We start from the raw sequence: 22,568 nt of genomic DNA on the forward strand, positions 1-22,568 counted from the left end.
GTCCATGCGTCCCGGCCACGCGCCGTCCTCTCTTTCCTCTCGTTGCCACAGGACCTTCAGATGATCTCCAAGAGCCAACTCAGCGCGGCCCTCGCCCTCGCCCTCGCCGCCAGCGGCGCCCAGGCCGCCGCGCCCGCCATCGGCAAGGGCGGACTGACCGAACCGGCCACGCAGTCCGCACAACCGCCGCAGGTGGGCCAGCGTTTCATCGTCAAGACCCGCGATGCCGGCACGACGGCGCGGCGCCTGCTCGACGGCACGCTGTCGACCGCGGTCAGCCGCACCGGCCTGCAACGGGCCAAGGCCGCCAGCGCCGGCGCCCCGGCGCAGGGCGCGGTCAGCGCCAAGGTGCTGCGCGAGATGGCGGTGCCGGGCTGGCACGTGGTGCAGACCTCGCGCCGCCTCAACGCCAGCGAAAGCGCCGCGTTCGTGAAAGAACTGCAGGCCGATCCGGCGGTGCTGTCGGTCCAGGTCGACCGCCTCTACCAACGGCTGGACGAGCAGCGCGTGGCGCTGCCCAAGGCCGCGTCGGCCACGGCGGCGGCGGCGGCGGCGGCGGCTCCCAACGATCCGGCCTACGCCCAGCTGCAGTGGAACTTCCACGATCCGGTCGGCGGGGTGAATGCCGAGCAGGCCTGGACCCGCTCCACCGGCCAGGGCGTGGTGGTGGCGGTGATCGATACCGGCGTGGTCAAGGACAACCCGGACCTGGCCGCGAACGTGCTGCCCGGCTACGACATGATCACCGACCATCGCGTCTCGCGCCGCGACAGCGATGGCCGCGTGCCCGGCGGCTACGACCTGGGCGACTGGGTGGAGGCCGACTACTGCGCCGCGCTGGGTTCGCCCGGCAACCAGCAGCAGGGCAGCTCCTGGCACGGCAGCCATGTCTCCGGCACCATCGCCCAGGTCACCAACAACGGCCTGGCCACCGCCGGCCTGGCCCACGACGCCAAGATCCTGCCGGTGCGCGTGCTCGGCTCGTGCGGCGGCTTCGGCAGCGACATCGCCGACGGCATGCTGTGGGCGGCCGGCTTGCCGGTGGACGGCCTGCCGGCCAATCCGAATCCGGCCGAGGTGCTCAACATGAGCCTCGGCAGCGGCGGTCCCGACACCTGCCCGCAGCTGTACCAGGACGCGATCGACAAGATCAACGCCGCCGGCAGCATCATCGTCGTGGCCGCAGGCAACTCCAACGCCGACGCCGGCACCTACACCATGTCCTCCTGCAACGGCGTGATCAGCGTCGGCGCCACGCGCGTCAATGGCGGCCGCGCCAGCTATTCCAACTACGGCACGCGCGTGGATGTCGCCGCGCCGGGCGGCGGCGGCGGCGTCGACGGCAACCCGAACGGCTACATCTTCCAGGTGGTCAATGCCGGCACGCAAAGCCCGACCGGCGATTGGCAGATCGGCGGCATGGCCGGCACCTCGATGGCCTCGCCGCACGTGGCTGCGGCGGTGGCGATGGTGCAGAGCGTGGTGAGCACTCCGTTCACCTGGAGCGGCATGCGCGACCTGCTGCGCGCCAGCGCGCGCCCGTTCCCGGTCGCGATCCCGACCACCACGCCGATCGGCGCCGGCATCCTCGACCTCGACATGCTGTTGCAGATGGCGACGACACCGCCGTGCGCCCCGTCGGACAGCAGCTGCGTGCCGCCGACCAAGACGCTGACCAACAAGGTCGAACTGCGCAACCTCGGCAGCCAGGGCGGCGACGCGCTGTACAGCTTCCAGGCCGAAGCCGGCAAGGCCGTGAGCTTCATGACCTTCGGCGGCACCGGCAACGTCGCGCTCTACGCCGCGGCCGGCAAGGTGCCGACCACCAGCAGCTACGACGCACGCTCGGTGCGAACCGGCACCACCCAGACGATCCGCGTCACGCCGTCCAGCGCAGGTACGTACTACCTGCGCCTGTCCGGCAGCTACAGCGGCCTGACCCTGGTGGTGCGGCAGTAAGCAGATGCGGCGGCGCCGTTCGCCGCCGCGCCGGTGGGCGCGGGAGGATTGCCTCCCGCGCAGGTGCCGCAGGATCGATTGGCCCGCCATCCGGCGGGCTTTTTTTTGGCGCCGCGGCGGAAAAGCGGCGCCGCGCGACCGGCGCGCCCACGGTTCGCGCACGCGGCACGATGCGCGGGATGACGCGCGACTAGCGGCCTTCGCGCAGGAACCGGGCCATCGACGACACCCCCGGCAGCGCCGGCTGGAACTGGCCGGCGACGTCGACGAAGCCGCGCATCACCGCGATCTCGCGCGGCGGGCGGTTCAAGGTGTCGCGCAGGTCCGGGTCGGCGCCGGCGCGCAGCAGGCGCTGCACCAGCAGCGGCAGGCCGTGCAACGCGGCCAGGTGCAGCGGGCCGAACCCGCGCGGATCCTGCACGTCCAGGCTCACCTCTTCGTCGAGCAGGCGCTCCACCCCGGCCAGCACCACCGGCTCTTCGCAGGCGGTGCCGGGTTCGGCGCGCGCGCCGAGCAGCAGCAACAGCGGGGTCACCCCGCCGGCGGCGCTGCGGTCGGCTTCGGCGCCGGCCAGCAGCAAGGTGTCCAGCAGCGCCAGCAGGCGCGACTTGTCGCGCGCGGTGAAACCGTACAGCGCGGCGCAGTGCAGCGGCGCCAGCTGTTGCGCGTCGCCGGCGTGCACGTCGGCACCGGCGGCCAGCAGGCGCGCGGCGATGTCCGGCAGGCCCAGCGCGCAGGCCAGCATCAGCACGGTGACGCCGCCGGGCAGGCGGTGTTCGATCTGCGCGCCGGCGGCCAGCAGCGCGGCGACGATCTCGGTCTGGCGCATGCTCACCGCCGCCGACAACGGCGTGGCGCCGCTGCCGGCGGCGTGCTGCAGGTTGGCGCCGCGCGCCAGCAACAGGTCCACCGCCGCGGCATGGCCGCCACCGGCGGCGCGCAGCAACGCGGTGCAGCCCTGCGCGTCGATCGCGTCCACCGGCAGGCCCAGGTCGATCAGGCGGCGGATCGCGTCGGCGTCGCCGACCATCGCCGCGGCCGGCAGGTCGGCCTCGCGCAGCGGGCGCCGCGGCAACGGCCAGATCCGCCAGTCCAGCCAGTCGGCCAGGTCGCGGCGGCCGCTGGCCAGGGCCACGCCCAGCGGGGTCTGGCCGTCGGCGGCGCGCGCCTCCGGCGAGGCGCCCTGCTGGATCAGCAGCTTCAGCGAGGCCTCGCGGCCCAGCGCCGCAGCCAGGTGCAGCGCGGTCATGCCGTGGCTGTCGCGCGCCTCGCGGTCGGCGCCGCGTTCCAGCAATTGCAGCTGCAGGCGCAGCCAGCCCAGGCGCACCGCCAGCGACAGCGGCGGATCGCCGGCCGGCGACGGCGCGAACGGGTCGGCGCCGCGTTCGAGCAATTCCAGCGCGAACTGCTCCAGCGCGCGCGAGGCATGGTCGTGCTGGGCGCAGGCGGCCAGCAGACGGGTCAGGCCGCCGCGGCCGGCCGGCGACACGCCCTGGCGCAGCATCGCCTGCAGACTGGGCACCGCTTCCACGCCGCGCGAGAGCAGCGCGAACATCGGCGTGTCGCCGCAGGCGTCGAGCACTTCCGGCGCGGCGCCATGCGCCAGCAGCCACTCCACCGCCTGCGGGTTCAGCGCCAGGTGCGGATCGTGCAGCAGCGCGCCCAGTTCCTCGGCCGCGCACAGCCGCGCCAGCGCCGCCAGGCCGTCGCGCTGGCCCAGTTGCAGGCCTTCGCGCAGCAGTTCCAGCGGCGGCCGGTCGGGCAGGCTGGCGCTGCCGACCTCGCCCTGGCCGTCGCTGACCGCGGCCGGCAGCGGGTAGTCCGGGTCCAGCGCGGACACGATCGCCCAGCGCCCGGCCTCGGCGGCCAGATCGACCGCGCGGCGGCCGCTCTGGTCCGGCTGCGCGGCCGCGATGCCCAGTTCCAGCAGGCGCCGGATCAGGCCCGGCGAGACCTGGTCGGCGGTGCAGGCCAGCAGCACGGCGTTGCGGCCGTCGCCATCGACCGCGACCAGGTCCGGCTTGTGCGGCAGCAGGTGTTCGAGCACCGCGACGCGGCCATGCCGCGCCGCTTCCAGCCACGGCGTGCGGCCCAGCGCGTCGCGCGCTTCCAGGTTGGCGCCGGCGCCGAGCAGCGCATCGACGATCTCCACATGCCCGGCCTGCGCCGCCTCGTGCAGGGCGCTGCGGCGCTGGCGGTCGCGCGCATCGACCCGCGCCTTGTGCTTGAGCAGCATCTGCACGCCGGCCGGATCGTCTTCCTCGGTGCCGGCCGCGGCCAGCAGCACCGGGCTGCCGTCGGCCGGCTCGGGCTTGGCGCCGCGCTCGAGCAGGAACTTGCCCATGCGCCAGTTGCCGACGTGGCAGGCCACCGCCAGCGGGGTCAGGCCGTCGCGGTTCAGCGCGTCCAGCTCGGCCGCGGCATCGCGCAGCAGGGCCGCCACGCCCGGATCGGAACTGCGCGCGGCGTGGTGCAGCGGCGTGTTGCCGTCGCTGTCGCTGGCGCGCGGATCGGCGCCGTTGGCGAGCAGGGTCATCACCGCCTCGGGGCGGCCGTGCCAGCTGTCGCGGGTCGCCGCCAGCAGCGGGGTCATGCCAAGGTGCGGCTGGTTGACGTCCACCCCGCGCACGATCAGCTCGCGCAGCAGGCGCAGGTCCGGCAACACCGCGGCCAGCACCGGCAGGCTGCGCTGGTCGCGCCAGTCCGGCGCCGGCAGCGCGTGCGGGTCGGCGCCGGATTGCAGCAGCTGCAGCGCGCGGTCCACGCGGCCGCCGCGCGCGGCGTCGTACAGCGCCGCATGCAGTTCGTCCGCCGCCGGCGCCGCTTCGTCCTCGCGCGGCGCGGCCTTGGCGCTCAGTTCGGCGAACAGGTCCGCCGAGGTCGCCCGCACCGGCAGCGCCTGCGGCGGCGCCACGCGCTGCAGCAGGGCATGCAGCAGCGGCGACAGCAGCGCATAGGCCAGCGCCAGCGGCCAGCGCGCCGCGGCGGCCAGCAATCCGGGCCAGGCCAGCAGCACGCCGACCCCGGCCAGCAGCAGCACCAGCGCCGCCACCGCCAGGCCGCGCCAGGCCTGCACGTCCTGCTGCGCCAGCGCATGCCAGCGCGCGCCCAGCGCGCCGCCCTCGCACTCGCTGCCGTGCCACAGCGGCCAGGTGCGCCACAGCCCGAGCAGCGCCGCGCTGGCGGCCACGCTCAGTGCCAGGGCGGCGGCCAGGCTGCCGCTGTCGCGCAGCGCCGCCAGCGGCCAGGCCACCAGCAGCGCGACCAGGCCCAACCCACCGGCCCACAGCGCCAGCAGCGGCAGCAGTTCGCGGCCCAGCGCCGGCACGCTGGCCGGCCGCGGCCGGCTGCCGCGGGACCAGGACAGCGCCAGCGCGAACGCCGGCTGCGCCAGCCACGCGCCCAGCGCCGCGGCCAGCGGGCCAAACCCGGCGACCAGCGCCAGCAGCGCGCCCAGCGCGGCGGCGATCCAGGGAGCGCGCGCGCGGAAGGGGGATTCAGTCATCGTGTCGATCGGTCCGGCCGTCGGGCAGCGGCGGCAATTGCAGATGGAAGCCGCAGCCGGCCAGGTTCGCGCGTACCGCCGCGGGGTCGGTCCGGGCCAGGGTGCGCTCGGCGGTCAACGCCACGTCCAGCACGAACACCAGCGGCTGCAACGACGCCAGCAGCGGCGGCGGCAGACAGCCGAAGTCGTCGCGCTTGGCGAGGTAGAGATAGGTGTCCGGCTTGCGTTGGCTTTTGTAGACGTAGGCTTGCATGCCCGTGGCGTGCGCCTGGCGTGGAAAGGCAAGCGATTGTGGAGGAAATGCGCCAGCGGCGAAAGCGCGCGCGCCGCGCTGCATTTATAAACGCATGCGCCGTGCCCGTTCACGTTCAGCGTGGGCGCGCGCGCTTCACGGCTTCGCGGACCGCGTCGATATACTCCCCTGATCCATTCTTTACGGAATATCGCGTGACCGAAGCGTCCCCGTCGCCCCGCATGGCACCCGTCGCAATTCGTGCGTACACCGCGACCACCGCGCTCGGCAGCGGATTGCAGGCCCAGGCCACGGCCTTGCGCGACAGCCGCAGCGGCCTGCGCCGCAACGATTTCGGCGCGCAGCCGTTGCCCTGCTGGATCGGCCGCGTGGACGCGCTGGAGACCTTGCCACTGCCGCCTGCGCTGGCCGCATGGGAATGCCGCAACAACCGCCTGGCCTGGCTGGCGCTGCAGCAGGACGGCCTGCGTGAGGCGGTCGCCGCCGCCGCGCAGCGCCATGGCGCCGAGCGCGTGGCGGTGGTGATGGGCACCTCCACTTCCAGCATCGGCGCCAGCGAAGAGGCCTATACCCGGCTCGACCACGACGCCGAGGGCGCGCGCTTTCCCGCCGACCTGGAGCGGCCGATCGTGCACACGCCGCATTCGCTGGGCGATTTCGTGCGCGCCGCCACCGGCCTGCGCGGCCCGTGCATCACCGTGGCCACCGCGTGTTCGTCCAGCGCCAAGGTGTTCGCGCAGGCGGCGCGGCTGATCGCCGCCGGGGTGGTGGATGCGGCCCTGGTCGGCGGGGTGGACACGCTGTGCGGCAGCGTGCTGTTCGGCTTCAATGCGCTGCAATTGGTGTCGCCGGAGCTGTGCCGGCCGTTCGACGTGCGCCGGATCGGGCTGTCGCTGGGCGAAGCCGGCGGCTACGCGCTGCTGGAGCGCACCGATGCCGCCGCCGCGCCGCCGGCGCTGGCGCTGCTGTGCGGCTATGGCGAATCCAGCGACGCGCACCATATGTCCGCGCCGCACCCGCAGGGCCTGGGCGCGCGCCTGGCGATGGGCGGCGCGCTGCAGCGCGCGGGCGTGGACGCTGCCGAGATCGGCTACCTGAACCTGCACGGCACTGCCACCCCGGCCAACGACAGCGTCGAGGCCGCCGCGGTCGCCGCGCTGTTCCCGGCCACCCTGCATGCCAGTTCGACCAAGGCCTGGACCGGGCATACGCTGGGCGCGGCGGGCATCGTCGAGTCGGTGTTCGCGCTGCTCGCGCTGCGCGACGGCCTGCTCCCCGGCACCCTCAACAGCGAACAGCCCGATCCCGAGTGCGGCCCGCAGATCCGCTTCGCCAATGCCCACGCACAGGTCCATTACGCGATGAACAATTCCTTCGGCTTCGGCGGCAACAACTGCTCGCTGCTGTTCGGCCGCGCATGAGCACGCCGATGTTGACCGCGACCCTCGAAGGCATCGGTTTCTGGACCGCGGGCCTGCCCAGCTGGGCGGCCGCGCGCGCGTTCGCCGCCGGCAGCGGCGGCATCATGGAGACGCCGGCGCGACCGGCCTCGCAACTGCTGGCGCCCAACGAGCGGCGCCGCGCGCCGGACACGGTGGCGGTATCGCTGGAAGTGGCGCTGGCCGCGTGCCAGGACGCCGGCCGCGATCCGGCCGCGCTGCCGTCGGTGTTCACCTCCACCCACGGCGACCTGGCGATCACCGACTACATGTGCACCACGCTGGCCAGCGATCCGCTGGCGATCTCGCCGACCAAGTTCCACAACTCGGTGCACAACGCCGCCGCCGGCTACTGGACCATCGGCGCCGGCGCCACCGCCGCGGCGACCGCGATCAGCGCGCACAGCGCCAGCTTCGCGCAGGGCCTGCTGGAAGCGCTGTCGCAACTGGCCGCCGGCGAGGCAGCGGTGCTGCTGGCCGGCTACGACAGCCGCTCGACCGGTCCGCTCGGCCGCGTCTCGCACAGCGACGGCCTGCTCGGCGGCGCGCTGGTGCTCGGCGCCGCGGCGCTGCCCGGCAAGCCGCGCCTGCGCGTACGCCTGGCCGATGGCGACGCCAGCGCCGGCGACGGCGCACTGGCGCGGCATGCCGCGGGCAACGCGATGGCGCCGATGCTGGTGCTGTTCGACGCACTGGCCGCCGGCGCCGCCAGTTGCACGCTCGATGCAGGCGGCGGCCGCTGCCTGCACGTGGAGCTGCAGGCGTGAGCCGGATCGCGCTGATCGCCGCCGATGCCGCGATCCTGATTCCGGCGCTGAACGAAGCGCTGCGCATCCGCGACGTGGTCGGCGATGCGCTGGCGCACTGCCCGCGGGTGATCGTGGTCGACGACGGCTCCGACGACGGCACCAGCGACTGCATCGCCGACCTGCCGGTGACCCTGATCCGCCATCCGCAGCGGCGCGGCAAGGGCGCCGCGCTGCGCAGCGGCTTCGCCGAAGCGCAGCGTCAGGGCGCGCGCGCGGTGATGACCATGGACGGCGACGGCCAGCACAGCGCCGCCGATTTCCCGCGCCTGCTGGCCGCAGCCAATCGCCATCCTGGCTGCGTGATCGTCGGCGCGCGCCTGCGCAAGCGCGCCAGCCAGCCGACCATCCGCCGCATCGGCAACGACTTCGGCGACTGGGGCATCGCCTGGGGCTGCGGCTTCCGCCTGGTCGACAGCCAGAGCGGGCAGCGCCTGTATCCGCAGGCGGTGTACACCCTGCCGAACGTGCCCGGCGAGGGCTTCGTGTTCGAGGCGCAACTGCTGATCTCCGCCGCGCGCCAGGCCGGCGCGCGCGTGGTCGCGGTGCCGATCGAGACGCGCTACGCCGACCAGACCCCCGGGCAGTTCCGCAAGAGCCATTTCCGCCTGGTGCGCGATCTGTGGAAGATCACCTCGCACGTGGTCGTGCAGGTGTGGCAATACGGCCATGTCGTGCGCGAATACCGTCGCGTGCGCGCCAATCCGGTGCTGATCGACGACGCCGCTGGCGAATTTCCCGCGGTGCCCACCCCTTTCGACAAGGAAGAAACGCCATGAACCAACAGCATGCGGATGTGGTCATCACCGGCGGCGGCCTGGCCGGGCTGACCCTGGCCCTGCAGTTGCGCCAGCGCGATCCGCAGCTGCGCATCAGCGTGCTGGAACGGCGCGCGCATCCGGTGCGCGAGGCCGCGTTCAAGGTCGGCGAATCCTCGGTGGAGATCGGCGCGCACTACTTCGCCAACGTGCTCGGCCTGCACGAGCATCTGGAGAGCGAACAGATCCGCAAGTTCGGCTTCCGCTTCTTCTTCTCCGACGGGCGCGAGGACATCGACCGCTGCACCGAGCTGGGCGTGAGCCAGCTGCTGCCGACGCCGTCGTGGCAGATCGACCGCGGCCGCTTCGAGAATTTCCTCGGCGAACGCGCACGCGCGCTGGGCATCGAGTTCATCGATGGCTGCACGGTGCGCGGCATCGACCTGGCCGACGACGACGCCGACCACCAGGTGCGCTACGAGCGCGACGGCGCCGCGGCGACGCTGCGCGCGCGCTGGGTGGTGGATGCCAGCGGCCGCGCCGGCCTGCTCAAGCGCAAGCTCGGCCTGGCCCAGGACAACGCGCACAACGCCAACGCGGTGTGGTGGCGGGTGGACGGGCTGGTGGATCCCAATGCCTGGTCGCAGGACAGCGCCTGGCTGCAGCGCTGCACGCCGCCGGACCGCTGGCGCTCGACCAACCACATGTGCGGCCCGGGCTACTGGTTCTGGCTGATCCCGCTGTCGTCCGGCGCGCATTCGCTGGGCATCGTCTGCGATGCGCAGATGCACCCGCTGGAGACGATGAACACGCACGAAAAAGCGATGGCCTGGCTGCGCACGCACCAGCCGCAGGTCGCGCGCACGCTCGATCAGAGCCAGCACGCGCTGCAGGACTTCCTGTTCCTGCGCAAGTTCTCCTATGGCTGCAAGCAGGTGTTCTCGGCGCAGCGCTGGGCGCTGACCGGCGAAGCCGGCGTGTTCCTGGATCCGTTCTATTCGCCGGGCAGCGACTTCATCGCCATCTCCAACACCTACATCTGCGAACTGATCGGACTCGATCGCGCCGGCCGCAACATCGCGCCCTACGCCGAGTTGTACCAGCAGCTGTATTTCTCGTTCTACGAGAACACCCTGACCCTGTACCAGGACCAGTACCCGCTGTTCGGCGACGCGCAGGTGATGCCGGTCAAGGTGATCTGGGACTACACCTACTACTGGGCGCTGCTGGCGCCGCTGTACTTCTCCGAACGCATCGCCGATCTGCCCATGCTGGGCCGGCTGCGGCCGGAGTTCACCCGCGCGCGCGCGCTCAACCTGGGCATGCAGGCGCTGTTGCGCGACTGGGGCCGGCACAACGACGCGCAAGGCCGGCCGGACGCCGATGGCCGGCTGCTCGACCAGTACCTGATCGGCTGGTTCCACCAGCTCAACGCGGCACTGCGCGAGGAGCTGGACGACGCGGCGTTCCTGGCGCGCCTGCGCGGCAACGTCGCGCGGATGGGCTGGCTGGCGCGCGAAGTGCTGAGCCAGGCGCGTGCGCAGCATCCGCAGATCGACGACCACGGCCTGGACGCGCTGCTCGCCGACATGCTGGAAGGCGAGAGCTCGCTGGCCGACACCTGGTACGCGCGCGCCGCGTGAGCGCCGGCGACGCACGCTGCAGCACGTTCTTGAAGCGGTTCCGCGGGAGTCACGCATGAAGGCAAACATCTGCATCCTGATCCTGGGGACGCTGGCGGCGCACGCCTCCGCGCAGACCCAGCAGCTGGACCGCAGCGACCGGATCCTCCACCAGGCCAGCGACCTGATGCCATGGTGCGAAGCTGAAGCGCGCTATCGCTACATGCTTCAGGGTGTCAGCACCTTCCAGTGGTCCGGGTCTTACCATGACCGCAGCAACATGCTGTTCGTCGAAGGGCACCTGCGTGCCGGCGGCGAGGACGTGGCGGTGCATTGCCGCGCGGTCAGCGGAGCGCGGACCCAGGATGCGGTGATCGAGATCGACGCGCAGCCGGGCTGACGCACGCGCGCCAAGCCCGTCCCGCACCTTCCACGGACGCTGCGCCACGCAGCGCCGCCTGGATTCACGGGGATGCCTGCGCTCCGTCGTCCGCTTGCCCGTCGTCCGGTTCCGGCGGCGCTGCCTCGCCGCCGAAGCGATCGAACACATCCGGATCGAACAGGCTGGCGTTGGCGATGTCGCCGGTGGAGATCACCTTCGCCGCCGGCAGTTCGGAACCGGAGAAGATGTCCTCGGAGTAGTTTTCGGTCACCACCACGCGCAATGTCTGCGCGTCGCGGTAGCCGCTCCACACCGGGACCAAGCGCAGGTACGGCGAGGCGTCCGCGCGCAACGGCGGGATCCATTCCAGCCAGCCGGCATAGACCTTGCGGTCCTTCAGCGACAGTAGCACCGGCACCGGCGCGAGCAGGCCGTCGCTAGTCTCCAGTGCGTCCAGGCGATCGGCCGGATGCACCTGCGCATCCAGCGCAGCCTGTTCCGAAGCCGAGCGCGGCGGCAGCAGGCGCGACAGCCAGCGGCCCAGACGCAGCGGTGGATGCCACAGCATGCGGATCGCCAGTTCGGCGACGAAGCCGCGGGTCCGGACCTGCTCCACACGCAGCACACTGAGGAAGAACAACCGCTCCAGGCTGTTGTAGGTGCCGGTGCCATACAGCCACAGCGCCGCTTCGTCGCGCGGCCAGAACCAGTTGATCCACACCCGCAGCGCCAGGCAGACGAGGAAGGCGAGCAAGGCGGTGCCGATGCCCGGATATGGCGCGACCAGGTGCAGCAGCCGCCAGGCCTCCTGACCCCAGGCGGTGGCCATCAACAGCACCGCCAGCACCCGCGCGACCGCCAGCGCGACGATGCCGACCAACGCCGAGGCCAACAGCAGTTGCTCCTTGCCCTGGCGCGACGCCCAGTAGGAGGTGATGAAGGTGAAGTTGACGAACAGGTAGCCGCCGATCAGCGGCAACAGCAATTGGTTGAAAGGCATTCCTTGCCCCTGCGGCTATTTGGAGCGCTTCGCCTCGACGTGGCCCCTGACCGTACGCGCCAGCTTGCTCACCGCCTGGCGTCCGGACTCGCTGTTGAAGAACGCTTGCAGGTCAACGCGCACGCCGGACCCGGTGAACACGGCATAGGTCCGGTTCTTGAGTTCGGACACGGTCGCAACCGTCCCGCCCGGGACCCGGCTAGGGCGCTTCTTGATGGCAGGAACAGCGGACATGCCCCGACTATAGGCCCGGCCCGCTCGCATTCCAAGTGCCGCGCCGCGGGCCTCAGCCCATGCCGCCATTGATGCCGATCACCTGCCCGTTGATGTAGCCGGCCGCGTCCGAGCACAGGAAGCCCACCAGCGCGGCCACCTCATCCGCCTTGCCGGGGCGGCCGGCCGGCACCAGGTGCTTGATCGCCTCCGGCGCGAACGCCTCGCCGGCCATCGCGCCTTCGATCACCCCGGGCGCGACCACGTTGACGCTGATCCCGCGGCTGGCCATCTCCCGCGCCAGCGACTTGCTGGCGCCGTGCAGCGCGGCCTTGGCCGCGGCGTAGTTGGTCTGCCCGCGATTGCCGAGCACCGCCGCCACCGACGACACGCTGACGATGCGCCCCCAGCGCGTGCGCGCCATCGGCAGCAGCAGCGGCTGGGTCACATTGAAGAAACCGTGCAGCGACACGTCGATGACCCGGTGCCATTGCGCCGCGCTCATCCCGGCCATCGGCGCGTCGTCGTGGATGCCGGCGTTGTTGACCACCACCTGGATCGGACCGGCCTCCAGCAGCACCGCCAGCGCCGCGGCGCTGGCATCGGCATCGGCCACGTCGAACGCCACCGCCTCGGCGCTGCCGCCGGCCGCGGCGATGTCCTGCACCATGGCAGCGGCGCGCGCCACGTTGCCGTTGGCGTGCACGATCACATGCAGCCCGTCCGTGGCCAGGCGCCGGCAGATCGCACCGCCAAGGTCGCCACTGCCGCCGGTGACCAGGGCGCGGCGTTTCGTCGAAGGATCGGTCATGCGCACATTCTCCGTGTTGCGTTGGCTGCGGGACCCTTCATCGTAGAACACGGCGATGTGCAGGGTCAGTGGCCGGCACCCGCCGGGCGCGCCTCCACGGTGCGGCGGATGCATCTTGTGGCGCCAGGATCGGGCGATCGATTATTTGCTGCCGAGCAGCGTCTGCATGTTGTGCGCGGCCTTCCTTACCCGTTCGAGCGCGACCTCGCTATCCACACGCAGGTCTTCCGGCAGGGCGAAGTGCTCCATGCATGCGTTCTCGGCGATGGCCCCGCGCAAGTGCGCAATGACGCGGATCATCAGATGATCCATCCGCCAGCAGATGGACGGTTCGATGCCGGCAAGCCGCTCCGCCGTCGCCGGATGGCTGGTCCCTCCGATCCACAGGTCCGTCTCGAAGGCGAACTGGATCGCATCGTAACGGGAGTCGGCTTTTGCATAGCCGGGATCGCTGAAGAGGATCTTCCAGCGCGGAATCGCCGAAAACCGCAGGCTGCAGAAGATCGGCCGGAACAGGCGGCGCGACCTGTCCACCTGGGCGATGGATGCCGGGATCTGCGTATGGAAATCGGCGAACACCTCGACCAGATGACCGAGCGCAGGCGGTATGAGCTCGATGTAGCGCGCGATCACGAAGCCGGGCGCATCGGCGGCATCGACGGCGGGGATATAGAAAAGATCGCCCGGTTTCGGTGCTCTCAGCGCCTTCATCGGGGGGCTTCCGCATGCATGATCGGTACCGGGCGCCGCTACGCCGCGCCCAGCATCACCGTGGCGCGCCCTTCGGCCAGCAGTTGCGCGCCATGCACGATGCGGAAGCCGTATTGCTGGCTGTCCTCGGCCTGCAGCAGCACTTCGGCCTCGCACTCGATCGCCTCCGGCAGCTCATGCAGATCGGCCACGTGCAGTTGCACGCCGCGCAGCGCGACCAGCATACCCGGGCGCACCGGCTTGCCGCTGGCGCGGCCGAGCAGGCCGCCGTGCACCGCCATCGCCTGCGCGCCGTATTCGCACAGGTGCAGCGCGCGCAGGCGGCCGCCGCTGCGCAGCGGATGCGCGGCGGCGCGGTGCGCCTGGCTGCGCAGCACGATGCGCTGCGCGTCCCAGGCCACCACTTCTTCCCACAGGCACATCAGGCCCTGGTGCGGCACCAGCGCCGCGATCGCGTCGCGTCCGTGCGGAAGTTCGGTCATGCAGCGTCTCCTAATGCGCGGTGGCTGCGGGCGCGTCGCTGGCGGTCTCGCGCGAGATCAGCAGCGCCAGCACGAAGTTGAACAGCACGCCCAGCGCCACCGTGCTGCCGATCGCGCGCAGCACCGGGATGCTGGAGGCGGCCAGCAGCGCGAACACCAGCAGCGTCATCAGGCTGCACACGATCAGCGCGTGCAGCGTGCGCAACTGGTCGGCGCGGTCGTCGCCGGCGTGGTCGAAGAACAGCGCGTAGTCCAGGCCCAGGCCGGCGGCCAGGATCAGCGCGATCAGGTGGAACAGGTTCAGTTCGACGCCGCAGCCGCGCAGGATCGCCAGGATCAGCAGCGTGGTCAGCGCCATCGGCAGCAGCACGCGCACGATCCGGCGCGGCGTGCGCAGCGCGATCGCCACGGTCAGCGCCAGCAGCAGCGCGGCGATGCCGAGCGCGCCGAGCACGCGGCCGCGGTAGGCGGCGACCAGCGATTCGGAGGCCTCCTTCAGGTCCATCAGCTGCGCGCCACTGCCCTTTACCGCATCGGCCAGCAGTGCCGGGTCGCGCAGGCCGGTCAGCGATACCAGCGCGGTGGCGTGGTCGGCGCGGTCCAGCAACAAGCCATCGACCGTGGTTGCCAGCGGCGTGCCATGCAGGTCGCGCGCGGTCAGCGGCGGCGCGCTGCGGGCGCGCTCCAGATCGGCCAGGAACGGCGCGAAGGCGTCGGCACGGAACGGCGTGGCGGCCACCGCGGCGGCGGTCAGCGCGCGCGCCTGCGCCGCATCCGGCAACGCCGCCTGGCGCCGCTGCTGGGTCGCCGCGCTGGGCAGGTAGCGCGCGGCCATGTCGTAGCCGGCCAGCTCGCCGCGCGCGACCAGCGCATCCAGGCGCGGACGCAGTCGCTCGGAGGCGGCCAGCGCGGCGTCGGCGGAGGCGGCCGGCAGCGCCAGCACGTAGCGCACGTCCGGCGCGCCCAGTTCCTTGCGCAGATGCGCGTCGCGGGCCAGGCCGTCGGCCGGCACCGGGGTCAGCTTGGACAGGTCGTTCTGCCAGAACGGACCCGGCGCGAACGCGATCACCGCCGCGGCGACCAGCGCCAGCGGCAGCAGCGACCAGCGCGGCCGCGGCAGCCGCGCGATGCCGTGCCACAGCCGCGCCAGCGCCGGCGAATCGGCGTGGTCGCGCGGCGAGGGGTCGATCAGCGCCGGCAACAACAGGCGCGTGGTCAGCGCCGCCACCAGCAACCCGGCGATGGTGAACACCGCCAGCTGGCGCAGGCCGTCCACCCCGGAGAACAGGAAGGTGACGTAGGCGATGCAGGTGGAGACCACGCCGGTGGCCAGCGTCGGCCACAGGTGGCGCGCATTGGCGCGCGGATCCAGGCCCGGGCGCTGATGGCTGAACAGGTGGATCGGATAGTCCTGGACCACGCCGATCAGGGTGAAGCCGAACGCCACGGTGATGCCGTGCACGCCGTCGAACAGCAGCGCCACCGCACCCAGCCCGGCCAGGCCGGCGCTGGCCAGCGGCAGCACGCCGAGCACCGGGATCTTCCAACTGCGGTAGGCGACCAGCAGCAGCACGATCAGGCCCAGCGTATCCAGCATGCCGATCCACTGCGCCTCGTTCTGGGTGCGCCCGCCGATCTCCACCGAGAACGCGCCGGGGCCGGTCAGGGTCAGGCGGCTGGCGCTGCCGGCGCTGGCCTTGGCGAAGGCGGCATGGATCGCGTCCACCGCCTGCTGCTGCCCGGTCGGATCGAACCCGGCGGCGCGGGTCTGCGCGACCAGCAGCGCGTCCTTGCCGGCGCGGTCGAACCAGACCCCGTCGCGCTGCTGCGGGCCGCCGGCCGGCTGCAGGCTTTCGGCCAGGTGCAGCACTTCCAGGGTCGGATCGCGCGGCAGCAGCGGCTCGACCATCGCCGCGGCCGGCGAGCCCAGGTCCTGCAGCCGCGCCTGCAGCGCATCGGCCAGCGTCGCTGCATCCAGCGGCTGGGCGTCGAAGCTGTCGCTGAGCAGGTAGCGGTAGGCCAGCAGCCGCTCGGGGATCGCGTCCAGGCCGGCATCGGCGCCATTGGCGACCAGCTCGAAGGTGTCGCGCTGCGCGGCCAGCTGCGCGCGCAGCGCCTGCGATTGCCGCGCCAGGGTCGGCGCATCGGCGCCGGACAGCGACATCAGCAGCAGCCGCGAGCCCGGGCCTTCGCCGAGTTCGTCGAGCAGCAATCTTTGCGCGGGGGTCTGGGCTTCGGGCATGAATTTGCGCAGATCGCCCGATACCTGCAGCACGTTGCCCAGCCATACGCCGGCAATGGTCAACAGCGCCAGCCACAGCAGCGCCAGCGAGATGCGCGCCGTCGAGCTCAATCCACGTTTCATCGCTGCGACCACGCAAGCGCCAGCACATTCTTACCCGGGGCCACGCGCAGCACGGCCCGCCCGCCGCGATCGCAAGCGGACATCAGCGCGCGTCGCCGTGGCACAGCGCGGTCAGCGCCTCGGTCTCGGCCAGGCTGGCCGCGTCGCGCGCGGCGCCGGCCAGCAATGTGCGCTGCACGTCGCCCTTGGCCGGAGTGGTCTCGATGCAGCGCAGCTCGGCGCCGCGGCCGTACAGGCGCAGGCTGCGCACCTGCGCGGCCAGTGCCGGGTCCTTGGGCTGCAGCTGCAGTTGCCAGCGTTCGCGCGTGCCGCTGCTGCTCAGCGTGTAGTGCTGCTGCAACTGCGCACGGTCGCCGGACAGCAGCGCGCCGAAGCCGTTCTGCAGGCCCGCCAGTTCCGGCACCCGCGCCAGCGAGAAACGCCGCGGCGCCTTGCCGGCCCGCTCCAGCGTGGCTTCGCCGCCGCGCAGGGTGGTGGTCTCGCGGTACGGCGCGGTGACCTCGCGCACCAGCGTGTCGGTGTCCGGGCGCCGGTACTGGCCCTGCACGCGCAACGGCGCCTTCAGCAGCGCCGAGCCGCGCAGTTCGACGAAATCGGTGCTGACCGGGACCGGCCGCGCCAGCTTCTGCAGGATCCAGCCGGGGTCGAGCGGCTCAGGCGACGCGGCGCACAGCGGTGCGGCGCTGCACAGCAGTATCAGCATCCACGGCAAGAGGCGGCGCATCGGCATGGCGGTTGTTCCAGAAATCGTAGAAGTTGAACCAGTTGTACGGCGCGGAGCGCGTGTAATGTTCCAGCCTGGCGGCGTAATCGCGGATGAGCGCGGCCAATGCCGGCGCACGCTGCCGGCGCGGCAGGTCCAGGCCTTCGCTGAAGGTCTCGAACACCAGCTGGTAGCGGTTGCCGCCGCGGTACAGGCCGAACGCCAGCACCACCGGCACCTTCAGCGCCGCGGCGATCAGCCACGGCGAGGTCGGGAACATCGCGCCCTGGCCGATGAACGCGGCCGGCAGCGCCGGGTCTTCCGGGCGCGGCCGATCGACCAGCAGCGCGACCAGCGCGCCTTCGTCGGTGGCCTGCTTGATCGCCATGACGATCGAGGTGCTGTCCATGCCGGCATCGATGATGTTGGCCGCCAACTGCGGGTTCAGCGCGCCCAGCAGTTCGGTCATCGCCGGGTTGTGGGCCTTGTCCAGCACCACCTTGACCTGCACGTCCGGGCGCTCGGTGGCCAGCACCCGCAGCGCGTCGAAGCTGCCCAGGTGCGAGCCGAAGATCAGCACGCCGCGGCCGCGGTCCATCTGCGCATGCAGTTGCTCCAGGCCCTGGATGTCGACCCGGAAGCGGTGCATCTGCCCGCACAGCATGAACACCCGGTCCAGGATGGTCGAGGCGAAGGTGTGGATGTGCCGGGCGACGTCCAGCAGCGTGGCCGGGCGAGCGAACACGCGGCCCAGGTAGTCGCGCGAGTCGCGCCGCTCCGGGCCGCGCACCAGCAGGAAATACAGGGTGATCGGATACAGCAGCAGGCGCCCGAGCGCGCGGCCGCCGTAGCGGGCGATGCTGCGGATCAGCCACAGCGCGAAGCGGCCGCCGCCCTCGGGGCGGTGTTTCCAGCTGGCGCTCACGGGGCCGCCTCGGCGACCAGGTCGCCGCTGACCAGCAGGTCCTCGCCGCGGCGCACGCGGAAACGCCAGCGCGGCGCGACGCCGTCCAGTTCCACCCGCGCCGGCTGCCCGGGCAGCAGCGGCTGCAGGAACTTCACCTGCGGCAGGCGCAGCGGCCCGCACGCACCGTGCGCGGCCTCCACGGCCTGCAGCACGTGGTCCAGCACGACGACGCCGGGCACGACCGGGTGGCCCGGGAAATGCCCTGGCAGGCTGGGGTGATCATGCGGTACGACGAAATCCATAAGGCTGGCGACTCAGATCCTGGGTTCGAGCATGGCACGGACGGCCTGGTGTGCGCGCTGGGTCAGCTGTTGCCGGTCCAGCGGGCCATCGGCGCCGTTCACGTTGATCGGCGTGCCGATCCGCACCCGGATCACCCCGGGCCGCACCCGGAACAGGCTGGTCGACGGCAGCACCTTGCCCGCTCCGTCCAACGCCACCGGCACCACGTCCACGCCAGCATCGATAGCGGCCTGCAGCAGCCCCGCCTTGAATTCGGCCAGTTCGCCGCTGCGGCTGCGGGTGCCTTCCGGGAACAGGCACAGGTCCTGGCCCTGGCGCAGCAGCGCCGCGGCCTGGCGCCGGACCATGGCGCCGGCGCGGCGGCTGTCGCGGTCCAGGAACAGCATGCCGGTGGCGCGCGCATACCAGCTCACGAACGGCACCTGCAGCATTTCGTCCTTGAGCAGGAAACGCAGCGGCACCGGCAACGCCGCGAACAGCGCGCAGATGTCGATGATCGACTGGTGGTTGCTGACGAACAGGTGGTTGCGCGACCAGTCCACCCGCTCCTGGCCTTCCACTTCGAAGCGCACGCCGGCGCCGAAGAACAGCACCGGCGCCCATACCCGCGCGCCCATGCGCAGCGGCAGCCGCGGCCCGGCCAGCAGCAACAGGCCCAGCGCCACGACGATGCCCAACCCGGTGAACGCCAGCGTGAACAGCAGTTGCAAGGTATTCCACACGGCCCAGGCCATGCGCGACGGCATCCCTGTCTGCGGCATCTTCAGTTTGTCCTTGATGATCTGCACAAGCCTCTGCATCCCCCGATGCGCGCGTCAGCGCAATAGATCGCGCCAAAAAACCGGCCCCAGCCGCGCCAGCTGGTGCAGGAAGTCAGGCAGATTACGGTAGGGACGCTGCGGAAACCAGCGCCCGCGCAGGACGTACTCGCCGACGAAGAAGCCGCCGATCACGCCGTAGCCCAGCAGGTTGGCGATCAGCGAGGCGCGCGCATCGCCGATCGGCACCGGCGAGGCCTGCCCCAGCTGCGCCAACACCCCGCTCGGTACGGCGCACAGCGCCAGCAACAGGTTCAGCAAGGTCATGGCGGCCAGCAGCAGGGTCCAGGCCAGGGTCAGCCGGCGCGTGTAGCGCAGCTGCTCGGGCGCAAGCGGCAATCCGGCCTGACGGTACAGCGCCTCGACGATGCGCGAGATCAGCGGAGTGCGCCCGCGCTGCAGGCTGCGCCCGAAGAACCAGGCCACCCAGGCGGTGAACAGCACCGGCGGCGCGGCCAGCAGCAGCAGCGCGTGCGGCGAGCGCCACAACGGCACCAGCGCGGCCAGCGCCAGCAGCGCCAGCGCCCAGGCCCACGGCCGCAGCCGCGCCATCGGCTCCACCAGCACCATCAGCACCAGCGCCGCGCCCGCCAGCACGGCCAGGTCGGGACGGTGCGCGGCGTTGGCCCAGTGCGCCAGCGGCGAATACGCCAGCGCCAGCAGCACCCCCAGCGCCAGCGCCCACGGCGCGGCGGCGGCCGGGTCAGCTGGTCTTGTTGGCTTCGACATGCGCCGACAGTGCGCGCAGCGAGGCGAAGATGCGGCGGTTCTCGTCGTTGTCCGAGCGCAGCTGGAAGCCGTAGCGCTTGCTGATCGCCAGCGCCAGTTCCAGCGCATCGATCGAGTCCAGTCCCAGCCCGGTATTGAACAGCGGCGCCTCCGGATCGATGTCGCCGGGCTGCACGTCTTCCAGGTTCAGGCTCTCGACCAGCAGCTCGGCCAGTTCACGTTCGGCGGCGGTTTGCGAAGACATCCAGGGGCTTCCAGGCGGTGAGGACAGGTGCGACAAGATGGTGCATCGCGCGCAGCGACGCAACTGTCCGACCCTGGCAGGCAAGCTATCATGGCATTCGTCTTACATGTCCACCGCAGGTTTTTCAGGATGAATTCCACCGCCCCTGTCGGCGCGTCCGCGCCGTCCCCCGCCGCCCCACTGGCGCCCGCGGCGGAAACGCCCGACGTGCTGGTGATCGGCGGCGGCCCCGCCGGATGCGCCGCGGCGACCCTGCTGGCGCAGCAGGGCTGGCAGGTGACCCTGCTGGAAAAGGACCGCCATCCGCGCTTCCACATCGGCGAATCGCTGCTGCCGATGAACATCCCGATCCTGCAGCGGCTGGGCGTGCTCGAGCAGGTGCGTGCGATCGGCGTGCTCAAGCTCGGCGCCGATTTCCCCAACGACAGCGGCGGCTACAACACCTTCCGCTTCGCCAAGGCGCTGGATGCGCAGTCCGACTACGCGTTCCAGGTGCCGCGCGCCGACTTCGACCGGGTCCTGTTCGCTCACGCCCGCGCCGCCGGCGCCGACCTGCGCGAGGAGACCAAGGTCGAGACGGTGCAGCTGGACGGAGAGCAACCGCTGGTGCAGGCGCGCAGCGCCGACGGCGTGCACACCTTCCGCCCGCGCTACCTGATCGACGCCAGCGGCCGCGACACCTTCCTCGGCAACAAGCTCAAGCTCAAGCGCGCCAACGCCCGGCACCAGTCGGCGGCATTGTTCAGCCATTTCCGCGGGGTGGCGCGGCGCCCCGGCGAGGACGCCGGCAACATCAGCATCTACCGCCATCCGCATGGCTGGATGTGGCTGATCCCGCTGCCCGACGACGTGATGAGCGTCGGCGCGGTGTGCTACCCGGAATACATGAAGACCCGCCAGGGCGACAGCGAGGCGTTCCTGATGCGCACCCTGGCGCTGAACCCCGACGTGGTCGAACGCATGGCCGGCGCGCAGCGCGTGGCGCCGGTGCACGCCACCGGCAACTACGCCTACGAGTGCACGCGCATGAGCGGGCCGCGCTGGCTGATGCTCGGCGACGCCTATGCCTTCGTCGATCCGATGTTCTCCTCCGGCGTGTACCTGGCCATGCACAGCGCCGAGCGCGGCGCGGCCATGGTCGATGCGGCGCTGCGCGATCCGGCGCGCGAGGCGCGGCTGCAGCGCGGCCTGGAGAAGCACCTGCGGCGCGGCCTGAGCGAGTTCAAATGGTTCATCTACCGCTTCACCTCGCCGACCATGCGCGAGCTGTTCGCGCAGCCGCGCAACGTGCTGCAGGTGGAACAGGCGGTGGTGGCGATGCTGGCCGGCGACGTGTTCGACAACCGCGCGGTGCTGCGCCGGCTGCGCGTGTTCCGCGCGATCTACGCCATGTCCGCGGCCGCGATGTTGCCGCGCGCCTGGCACTCCTGGCGCCAGCGGCGGCGCCAGGCACGCGAACACTTCCAGGGCGACACCTTGCACGGAGACAGATCATGAGCCGGCCGCACCCGCAGTTCCCGCACCACGAGCAGCGGCATCCGCAGCTGCAGGTGGACTACGTCGCCGAGACCGATCCGGGCGAGCTGCTGCGCGACGACCGGGTGCTGGCGGTGTTCGGCTTCGGCAACGACGCGCCGCACCACGCCGATCCGCGCTACCTGCGCGTGCCGCTGCAGCCGCACGGCCCGCGCATGCTCGAGGTCTGGCGCACCGACGCGCCGGTCAGCAGCGGCCGCGACGGCGACATCGCCTGGGCCAGCGACGGGCGCCTGCAGTTCGGCGTGATCGAGATCGACGAGCAGGCACTGGAGATCGAAGAGGCCTCGACCCTGGCCTATGCGCAGATCACCGCCTTCGTCGCCGGCAGCGCCACGCCGCGCCTGCTGCGGATCTGGAACTACCTCGACGCGATCACCCTGGGCAGCGGCGACCGCGAGCGCTACCGCCAGTTCTGCGTCGGCCGCGCGCGCGGCCTGGGCGACTTCGACGCCAGCCAGCTGCCGGCGGCCACCGCGGTCGGCCGTTGCGACGATGCGCGGGTGATCCAGATCTACTGGCTGGCCGCCGCGCAGGCCGGCACGCCGCTGGAGAACCCGCGCCAGGTCAGCGCCTACCGCTACCCGCGCCAGTACGGGCCGCAATCGCCGAGCTTCGCCCGCGCGATGCTGCCGCCGGCCGGCAGCGACATGCCGCTGCTGCTGTCCGGCACCGCCAGCGTGGTCGGCCATGCATCGATGCACACCGGCCAGCTGCTGGCGCAGCTGGAGGAAACCTTCGCCAACTTCGACGCGCTGCTGGCCGCCGCGCGCACCCACAGCCCCGACCTGCCGGCGCAGTTCGGCGACGGCACCCGGCTCAAGGTCTACGTCCGCGAAGCCGCCGACCTGCCGCTGGTCGCGGCCGCGCTCGACGCCCGCTTCGGCGACCGCGTGCCGCGCCTGCTGCTGCACGCGGTGATCTGCCGCAACGAACTGGCGGTGGAGATCGATGGCGTACATGGGTGAGCGTGCGCGCGGCTGAGCGCCAGCTCGCCATCGCCGCGACGGCTGGTGCGGTTC

Annotated in this window: 22 protein-coding genes; 8 read left to right on the plus strand and 14 right to left on the minus strand. The window is 71.9% G+C overall.

What is annotated here, in order from left to right; translation table 11 throughout:
* The first annotated feature begins 60 nt into the window (after positions 1-60).
* Positions 61-1,959 (plus strand): S8 family peptidase, encoded by a 1,899-nt coding sequence (locus H9658_RS15345; RefSeq protein WP_191826005.1) that lies wholly within the window; start codon positions 61-63, stop codon positions 1,957-1,959.
* Between the two features lie 190 nt (positions 1,960-2,149).
* Here H9658_RS15345 and H9658_RS15350 read toward each other — a convergent pair whose 3' ends face one another.
* Together H9658_RS15350 and H9658_RS15355 are read right to left on the minus strand one after the other, a co-directional pair.
* Positions 2,150-5,464: an ankyrin repeat domain-containing protein gene (locus tag H9658_RS15350; protein WP_191826006.1), complete on the minus strand. Its 3,315-nt coding sequence runs from the start codon at positions 5,462-5,464 to the stop codon at positions 2,150-2,152.
* A complete protein-coding gene (locus H9658_RS15355; RefSeq protein WP_179569816.1) occupies positions 5,457-5,717 on the minus strand; it encodes a YcgL domain-containing protein in 261 nt (86 codons plus the stop codon). Before H9658_RS15355 ends, H9658_RS15350 begins: the two co-directional genes overlap by 8 nt.
* 221 nt (positions 5,718-5,938) lie before the next feature.
* Between H9658_RS15355 and H9658_RS15360 the strand changes: the two genes are divergently transcribed.
* Genes H9658_RS15360 through H9658_RS15380 form a run of 5 tightly spaced genes read left to right on the plus strand, consistent with a single transcriptional unit; the run spans position 5,939 to position 10,742 of the window.
* Positions 5,939-7,138 (plus strand): beta-ketoacyl-[acyl-carrier-protein] synthase family protein, encoded by a 1,200-nt coding sequence (locus H9658_RS15360; RefSeq protein WP_191826136.1) that lies wholly within the window; start codon positions 5,939-5,941, stop codon positions 7,136-7,138.
* 8 nt (positions 7,139-7,146) lie between these two features.
* On the plus strand, positions 7,147-7,923 hold the full coding sequence (locus H9658_RS15365; RefSeq protein ID WP_191826007.1) for a beta-ketoacyl synthase chain length factor: 777 nt from the start codon (positions 7,147-7,149) through the stop codon (positions 7,921-7,923).
* Positions 7,920-8,741, plus strand: a complete 822-nt coding sequence (locus H9658_RS15370) for a glycosyltransferase family 2 protein (RefSeq protein ID WP_191826008.1) — start codon at positions 7,920-7,922, stop codon at positions 8,739-8,741. The genes H9658_RS15365 and H9658_RS15370 overlap by 4 nt, the downstream gene beginning before the upstream one ends.
* Positions 8,738-10,363 carry an NAD(P)/FAD-dependent oxidoreductase gene (locus tag H9658_RS15375; RefSeq protein WP_191826009.1) on the plus strand — a complete coding sequence of 542 codons (1,626 nt, stop codon included), beginning with the start codon at positions 8,738-8,740 and terminating at the stop codon, positions 10,361-10,363. The genes H9658_RS15370 and H9658_RS15375 overlap by 4 nt, the downstream gene beginning before the upstream one ends.
* Before the next feature lie 55 nt (positions 10,364-10,418).
* On the plus strand, positions 10,419-10,742 hold the full coding sequence (locus H9658_RS15380; protein WP_191826010.1) for a hypothetical protein: 324 nt from the start codon (positions 10,419-10,421) through the stop codon (positions 10,740-10,742).
* 64 nt (positions 10,743-10,806) lie between these two features.
* Here H9658_RS15380 and H9658_RS15385 read toward each other — a convergent pair whose 3' ends face one another.
* From H9658_RS15385 to xanC, 12 genes are all read right to left on the minus strand, one after another.
* Entirely contained in the window at positions 10,807-11,724 is a 918-nt protein-coding gene (locus H9658_RS15385; protein ID WP_191826011.1) for a hypothetical protein, read from the minus strand.
* Positions 11,725-11,739: 15 nt separating this feature from the next.
* Positions 11,740-11,895 (minus strand): hypothetical protein, encoded by a 156-nt coding sequence (locus tag H9658_RS15390; protein ID WP_179569830.1) that lies wholly within the window; start codon positions 11,893-11,895, stop codon positions 11,740-11,742.
* 115 nt (positions 11,896-12,010) lie between these two features.
* The gene (gene fabG / locus H9658_RS15395; RefSeq protein ID WP_191826012.1) at positions 12,011-12,748 is read right to left on the minus strand and encodes a 3-oxoacyl-ACP reductase FabG; all 738 of its coding nucleotides are present in this window, start codon (positions 12,746-12,748) and stop codon (positions 12,011-12,013) included.
* Positions 12,749-12,889: 141 nt separating this feature from the next.
* Positions 12,890-13,459, minus strand: a complete 570-nt coding sequence (locus H9658_RS15400) for a hypothetical protein (protein WP_191826013.1) — start codon at positions 13,457-13,459, stop codon at positions 12,890-12,892.
* Positions 13,460-13,497: 38 nt separating this feature from the next.
* Positions 13,498-13,941, minus strand: a complete 444-nt coding sequence (locus H9658_RS15405) for a phosphotransferase (protein ID WP_179569836.1) — start codon at positions 13,939-13,941, stop codon at positions 13,498-13,500.
* Positions 13,942-13,951: 10 nt separating this feature from the next.
* On the minus strand, positions 13,952-16,294 hold the full coding sequence (locus H9658_RS15410; RefSeq protein ID WP_406848135.1) for an MMPL family transporter: 2,343 nt from the start codon (positions 16,292-16,294) through the stop codon (positions 13,952-13,954).
* 94 nt (positions 16,295-16,388) lie between these two features.
* A complete protein-coding gene (locus H9658_RS15415) occupies positions 16,389-17,036 on the minus strand; it encodes a LolA-related protein (protein ID WP_304951835.1) in 648 nt (215 codons plus the stop codon).
* Entirely contained in the window at positions 16,960-17,934 is a 975-nt protein-coding gene (locus tag H9658_RS15420; protein WP_179569842.1) for an LpxL/LpxP family acyltransferase, read from the minus strand. Before H9658_RS15420 ends, H9658_RS15415 begins: the two co-directional genes overlap by 77 nt.
* Positions 17,931-18,218: a hypothetical protein gene (locus H9658_RS15425; RefSeq protein ID WP_191826015.1), complete on the minus strand. Its 288-nt coding sequence runs from the start codon at positions 18,216-18,218 to the stop codon at positions 17,931-17,933. Before H9658_RS15425 ends, H9658_RS15420 begins: the two co-directional genes overlap by 4 nt.
* Before the next feature lie 12 nt (positions 18,219-18,230).
* Positions 18,231-18,980 carry a lysophospholipid acyltransferase family protein gene (locus tag H9658_RS15430; RefSeq protein ID WP_191826137.1) on the minus strand — a complete coding sequence of 250 codons (750 nt, stop codon included), beginning with the start codon at positions 18,978-18,980 and terminating at the stop codon, positions 18,231-18,233.
* Between the two features lie 54 nt (positions 18,981-19,034).
* On the minus strand, positions 19,035-19,766 hold the full coding sequence (locus tag H9658_RS15435; protein WP_191826016.1) for a COG4648 family protein: 732 nt from the start codon (positions 19,764-19,766) through the stop codon (positions 19,035-19,037).
* Positions 19,741-20,010, minus strand: a complete 270-nt coding sequence (gene xanC / locus H9658_RS15440; RefSeq protein ID WP_003470209.1) for a xanthomonadin biosynthesis acyl carrier protein XanC — start codon at positions 20,008-20,010, stop codon at positions 19,741-19,743. Before xanC ends, H9658_RS15435 begins: the two co-directional genes overlap by 26 nt.
* A gap of 129 nt (positions 20,011-20,139) precedes the next feature.
* Between xanC and H9658_RS15445 the strand changes: the two genes are divergently transcribed.
* Complete coding sequence (locus tag H9658_RS15445) at positions 20,140-21,507, plus strand: NAD(P)/FAD-dependent oxidoreductase (RefSeq protein WP_191826017.1); 1,368 nt, start codon at positions 20,140-20,142, stop codon at positions 21,505-21,507.
* Positions 21,504-22,514: a chorismate transformation enzyme, FkbO/Hyg5 family gene (locus H9658_RS15450; RefSeq protein WP_179569849.1), complete on the plus strand. Its 1,011-nt coding sequence runs from the start codon at positions 21,504-21,506 to the stop codon at positions 22,512-22,514. Before H9658_RS15445 ends, H9658_RS15450 begins: the two co-directional genes overlap by 4 nt.
* Positions 22,515-22,568 lie beyond the last annotated feature (54 nt).

It is taken from the genome of Xanthomonas bonasiae, assembly GCF_014836395.1.
Lineage (GTDB): Bacteria > Pseudomonadota > Gammaproteobacteria > Xanthomonadales > Xanthomonadaceae > Xanthomonas_A > Xanthomonas_A bonasiae.